This is a genomic window from Mycobacterium sp. THU-M104 (assembly GCF_049197365.1).
Taxonomy (GTDB): Bacteria; Actinomycetota; Actinomycetes; order Mycobacteriales; family Mycobacteriaceae; genus Mycobacterium.
Genome location: NZ_JBMIOP010000157.1, coordinates 1 through 4,811, shown reverse-complemented (window position 1 = coordinate 4,811; position 4,811 = coordinate 1). Strand labels below are relative to the sequence as shown.

The following is a 4,811-nucleotide window of genomic DNA, read 5'->3' as shown; positions in this document are numbered from 1 at the left end:
GCCAACCGCGCCGAGGAACTGTGCGCTCTGCTGCGCCGCAACGGTGCCGAGGTCTGCCGCGCCGCGGCCATCGACATGATCGCCCTGCCCGACGACGACGAATTGCGCCGCAACACCGCGGCCCTGATCGCACGGCCGCCCGATATCGTCGTCGCGCACACCGGGATCGGCTTCCGCGGCTGGATGGCCGCGGCTGACGGCTGGGGCGTGGCCGGCCAGCTGACCGCCGCGCTGGCGCAGGCACGCATCGTCGCCCGTGGCCCGAAGGCGACCGGGGCGCTGCGCGCGGCGGGCCTGCCCGAGGAGTGGTCAGCGAAATCCGAGTCGTCGCGCGAGGTGTTGAAATACCTGCTCGAGTCCGAGTTGCCCGGCAAGCGGATCGCCGTCCAATTGCACGGCGCCGCCGAGGGTTGGGACCCGCATCCCGGGTTCCTCGGCGAGTTGCGCGCAGCGGGCGCCGAGGTGACGCCCATCCAGGTGTACCGCTGGAAGCCCACACCGGTCGGCGGCCAATTCGACCAGCTGCTCACCGCCATCGCCAAGCACCGTTTCGACGCGGTCAGCTTCACCTCCGCGCCGGCCGCTGCGGCACTGCTGGAACGCGGCCGCGAGCTGGCCATCGAAGACCAATTGCTGTCGGCGCTGCGCACCGACGTGCACGCGATGTGCGTGGGTCCGGTCACCGCCCAGCCCCTCACCAGGGCGGGAGTCCCCACCTCTGCACCCGACCGGATGCGGCTGGGGGCGTTGGCCCGCCACATCGCCGAAGAGCTACCGATGCGTCGCTCGCGCGCGATCGACGCCGGCGGTCACCGCATCGAGATCCGCGGCAACTGCGTGGTGGTCGACGGGTCGGTCAAATCACTGTCGGGTTCTGGCATGGCCATCTTGCGAACGCTGGCGCAACGTCCCGGTGATGTCGTCGCTCGTGGCGATTTGCTGCGAGTGCTGCCCGGTAGCAGCAACGACCCTCACGCCGTCGACACGGCGGTGCTGCGGCTGCGAACGGCCTTGGGCGACCGGAACATCGTCGCGACCGTGGTCAAGCGCGGCTACCGCCTCGCGGTTGACGATCCGTCTGGGTCACCGGCCTGAAACCGGCAATGCGTGATCTTTGATCCGGTACGGGTGATCCTGACAGGATGCCCCGCACCGAGGAGCCGCCGCGCCGGATCTTCGATCCGGCCGCCAAGATGCTTCATTTGCCACTCGGCACACCGGAGTTCATCGATCGCATCGTCATCGGCAGTATCCAGCAGGTGGGCCGCCAGACCCTGCGCATGCTGATCACCACCTGGGCCACCGCCGGCGGCGGCCCCTTCGCGGCCAGCACGGTCGCGTCAACGGGGATGGCCAAGACCGCCGAAATCGTCGAAGCCGTGTTCATCGGTCCGGTGTTCGGCCCGTTGCTCAGCGCGCTCGGAGCCGACAAGGTGGTGCTGCGCGCGTCGCTGTGCGCCGCGCAACTGGTGGGCCTGGGTATCGTGCGCTACGGCCTATGCTCCGAGCCGCTTCACTCGATGTCGGTGGACGACCTCGTGGATGCCATCGGTCCGACGTTGCAGCGTTACCTGGTCGGTGACATCACCCGGTGACGCGACGCGGGGGCGGCCCGCCCGATCTCGACAGAGCCCTCACACGTGACGCGCACCGCGTAGACGGGCACCGAGATCTCCGGGTCGTCCAGGCACGTCCCGTCATCCAACGCGAAAGCCTGTTTGAGGATGGGCGATTGGACGATCGCACGACCGTCACGGTCGTCGACGAGGCCCCGGGACAGCACCGCCGCTCCGGAGAACGGGTCGACGTTGCCGACCGCGCGCACCGACCCGTCGTCGAGCCGGAACAGCGCCGCCTGCGTGCCGTCGTCGAGCAGGACACCGACGCCGCGACCGGGGATGAGGTGGTCATAGGCACAGGCGGTCGTCCACACCTGAATGTCGTTGACCAACCTCATGATTCCTCCTGGATCGACTCACGGACCCGGGGCATCCCGATGGAAACGGGGATCTTTCGCCCCGCATTCTCGGTGAACGTCACGGTCGGGTCGACGGCATCCGGGGCGTTGACGAACGACACGAACCGGGACAGCTTGTCCGGATCCTCCAACACACCCTTCCATTCGCACCGGTAATTCCGCACGTGGCGCCGCATCGCGGCTTCGAATTCCTCAGCCAGTCCCAGCGAGTCCTCACAGACGACCTCGCGTAGATGCTCCAGGCCGCCCTCGAGTGAGTCGACCCACGGCGCGGTCCGCTGCAGCCGGTCGGCAGTGCGGATGTAGTACATGAGGAAACGGTCGATGTAGCGGACCAGGATCTCGGTGTCCAAGTCGGAGGCCAGCAGCTGCGCGTGCTTGGGGGTCATGCCGCCGCTGCCGCCGACGTAGAGGTTCCAACCCTTTTCGGTGGCGATGACGCCCACATCCTTGCCGCGGGCCTCGGCGCATTCCCGCGCACAGCCCGAGACCCCCATCTTGATCTTGTGCGGCGCCCGCAGACCGCGATAGCGCAGTTCCAGGTCGATGGCCAGCTGCACCGAATCCTGCTGCCCGTAACGGCACCAGTCGGTGCCCACGCAGCTCTTCACCGTGCGCAGCGCCTTGCCGTAGGCGTGGCCGGATTCCATGCCGCCCTCGACGAGACGCCGCCAGATCTCGGGCAGCTGTTCCACCCGCACGCCGAACATGTCAATGCGCTGACCGCCGGTGATCTTGGTGTAAAGCCCGAAATCCTGCGCTATCTGGCCGATCAGGATCAGGTGCTCGGGTTTGATGTCCCCGCCCGGCACCCGCGGTACCACCGAATAGCTACCGTTCTTCTGGATGTTGGCCAGGAAGTGGTCGTTGGAGTCCTGCAGCGCGGCCTGCTCGCCGGAGAGAATGTGGCCCGAACCGGTGGATGCCAGGATGGAGTGGCTAGTGCTGTGTCGTGGCTAGTATCGGGGCGTACTGTGATCCTCAACACCGTCTTGCGAGGAGATTCGTTGACGAGCACGACCGGTACCACGCAGCTTGACGAACTGCACGACCTCATCGGCGGTTTGCGGCGCTGTATGGGCTCGCTCAAAGCGCAGTACGGCGACAACCTGGCGATGCGCCGCGTCGTCATCGACGCCGAGCGAATCCTGTCCGACGTCGATCTACTCGACGCTGACGTGTCCGAACTGGACTTGACGCGGGCCGCGGTGCAGCAGTCCGGCGAAAAGATCGTCATCCCCGACACCGAGTACGACAGCGAGTTCTGGCGCGACGTCGACCACGAGGGTGTCGGCGGTCACAGCAGGGACTGACAACCGAAACCCCCCGCGAACCAGGGGGGGCTCTCTGTGTACTCTTCGACCAACAGCCCGTTCGAAGAGGAACACTAGATGAGCGCACCCACGGCCAACCGTCCTGCGTCAGGTGTCTTTTCACCCGCGCGCGCCCGCATCCCGCAACGGACCCTGCGCACCGACCGGTGGTGGATGTCGCCGTTGCGCATCGACCTGGGATTTGCCGCCTTTCTCATCTATGCGACAGTGCGCGCGTTCCAGCAGAATAGCTATTTCGTCCCCAAGTACCACTACCTGACGCCGTTTTACTCGCCGTGCGTCAGCACCGGGTGCGCGAAAGAGGCCAGCGAGTTCTGGCCGCAGCTCCTGCCTGACGTCTGGTGGCTGCCGTACGCGGCGCTGACACTGCCGTTCCTGCTGCTGTTCCGGCTGACGTGCTACTACTACCGTGGCGCCTATTACCGGACGGTGTGGCAGTCGCCCAGCGCCTGCGCGGTGGCCGAGCCCCGCGTCCACTACACCGGCGAGACCAAGTTCCCGCTGATCATCCAGAACAGTCATCGATACTTTTTTTACGTCGCCGCGATCATCTCGGTGATCAACACCTACGACGCGATCGTCGCCTTCCACTCCGAGGACGGTCCTGGCGGGTTCGGCGTGGGTCTGGGGAACCTGATCCTCGTCGGCAACGTCATCATGCTCTGGACCTACACGCTGTCCTGCCATTCGTGCCGGCACGTGACCGGCGGGCGGCTCAAGCACTTCTCCAGGCACCCTGTCCGGTACTGGATCTGGACCCAGGTCAGCAGGCTCAACACCCGGCACAAGCTGTACGCCTGGATCACGCTGGGCACCCTGATGCTCACCGACTTCTACATCGCGCTGGTGGCCAGCGGCACCATCCCTGACCCGAGATTTGTTGGCTGAAAAGCCATTTCAGGAATAACCAGAAAAGGCTGGGTGAGGTTCCATGGTTGAGGTCGAACGGCACTCCTACGACGTCATCGTCATCGGTGCCGGCGGCTCCGGGTTGCGGGCGGTCATCGAAGCGCGCGAGCGCGGCCTGAAGGTCGCGGTGGTGTGCAAGTCCCTGTTCGGCAAGGCCCACACCGTGATGGCCGAGGGTGGCTGCGCGGCCTCGATGGGCAATGTCAACCCAAAGGACAACTGGAAGACCCACTTCGGCGACACCATGCGCGGTGGGAAGTTCCTCAACAACTGGCGGATGGCCGAGCTGCACGCCAAGGAGGCCCCGGACCGCGTCTGGGAGCTGGAGACCTACGGCGCGCTGTTCGACCGCACCAAGGACGGCAAGATCAGCCAGCGCAACTTCGGCGGGCACACCTATCCGCGGCTGGCGCACGTCGGCGACCGCACCGGGCTGGAGCTGATCCGCACGCTGCAGCAGAAGATTGTCTCGCTGCAGCAGGACGACTACGCCGAGCTCGGCGACTACGAGGCGCGGATCAAGGTCTTCGCCGAATGCACGATCACCGAACTGCTCAAGGACGGCGACCGGATCGCCGGCGCGTTCGGCT

At 66.2% G+C, this 4,811-nt stretch carries 6 protein-coding genes and 1 pseudogene; 5 read left to right on the top strand and 2 right to left on the bottom strand.

Going from position 1 to position 4,811, the window contains the following annotated elements; translation table 11 throughout:
• Together ACOJVU_RS13065 and ACOJVU_RS13060 are read left to right on the top strand one after the other, a co-directional pair.
• Window positions 1–1,095: uroporphyrinogen-III synthase (locus ACOJVU_RS13065; protein ID WP_421530155.1), on the top strand; the 1,095-nt coding region annotated here is incomplete at its 5' end.
• A 47-nt stretch (window positions 1,096–1,142) separates the two neighbouring features.
• Window positions 1,143–1,595 (top strand): hypothetical protein, encoded by a 453-nt coding sequence (locus ACOJVU_RS13060; protein WP_421530154.1) that lies wholly within the window; start codon window positions 1,143–1,145, stop codon window positions 1,593–1,595.
• Here the strand turns inward: ACOJVU_RS13060 and nirD are convergent.
• Together nirD and ACOJVU_RS13050 are read right to left on the bottom strand one after the other, a co-directional pair.
• Window positions 1,568–1,957: a nitrite reductase small subunit NirD gene (nirD, locus tag ACOJVU_RS13055; protein ID WP_421530153.1), complete on the bottom strand. Its 390-nt coding sequence runs from the start codon at window positions 1,955–1,957 to the stop codon at window positions 1,568–1,570. The genes ACOJVU_RS13060 and nirD overlap by 28 nt on opposite strands.
• Window positions 1,954–2,913: pseudogene (locus ACOJVU_RS13050) on the bottom strand (nitrite reductase (NAD(P)H)); the annotation flags it as partial. The gene nirD and the pseudogene ACOJVU_RS13050, both read right to left, overlap by 4 nt.
• Before the next feature lie 141 nt (window positions 2,914–3,054).
• Between ACOJVU_RS13050 and ACOJVU_RS13045 the strand changes: the two are divergent.
• The 3 genes from ACOJVU_RS13045 to ACOJVU_RS13035 all read left to right on the top strand — a co-directional run.
• Window positions 3,055–3,291, top strand: a complete 237-nt coding sequence (locus ACOJVU_RS13045) for a hypothetical protein (RefSeq protein WP_421530156.1) — start codon at window positions 3,055–3,057, stop codon at window positions 3,289–3,291.
• A 78-nt stretch (window positions 3,292–3,369) separates the two neighbouring features.
• Window positions 3,370–4,200 (top strand): hypothetical protein, encoded by an 831-nt coding sequence (locus tag ACOJVU_RS13040; RefSeq protein WP_421530152.1) that lies wholly within the window; start codon window positions 3,370–3,372, stop codon window positions 4,198–4,200.
• 43 nt (window positions 4,201–4,243) lie between these two features.
• On the top strand, window positions 4,244–4,811 hold a 568-nt coding region (locus ACOJVU_RS13035; protein ID WP_421530151.1), incomplete at its 3' end, for an FAD-dependent oxidoreductase.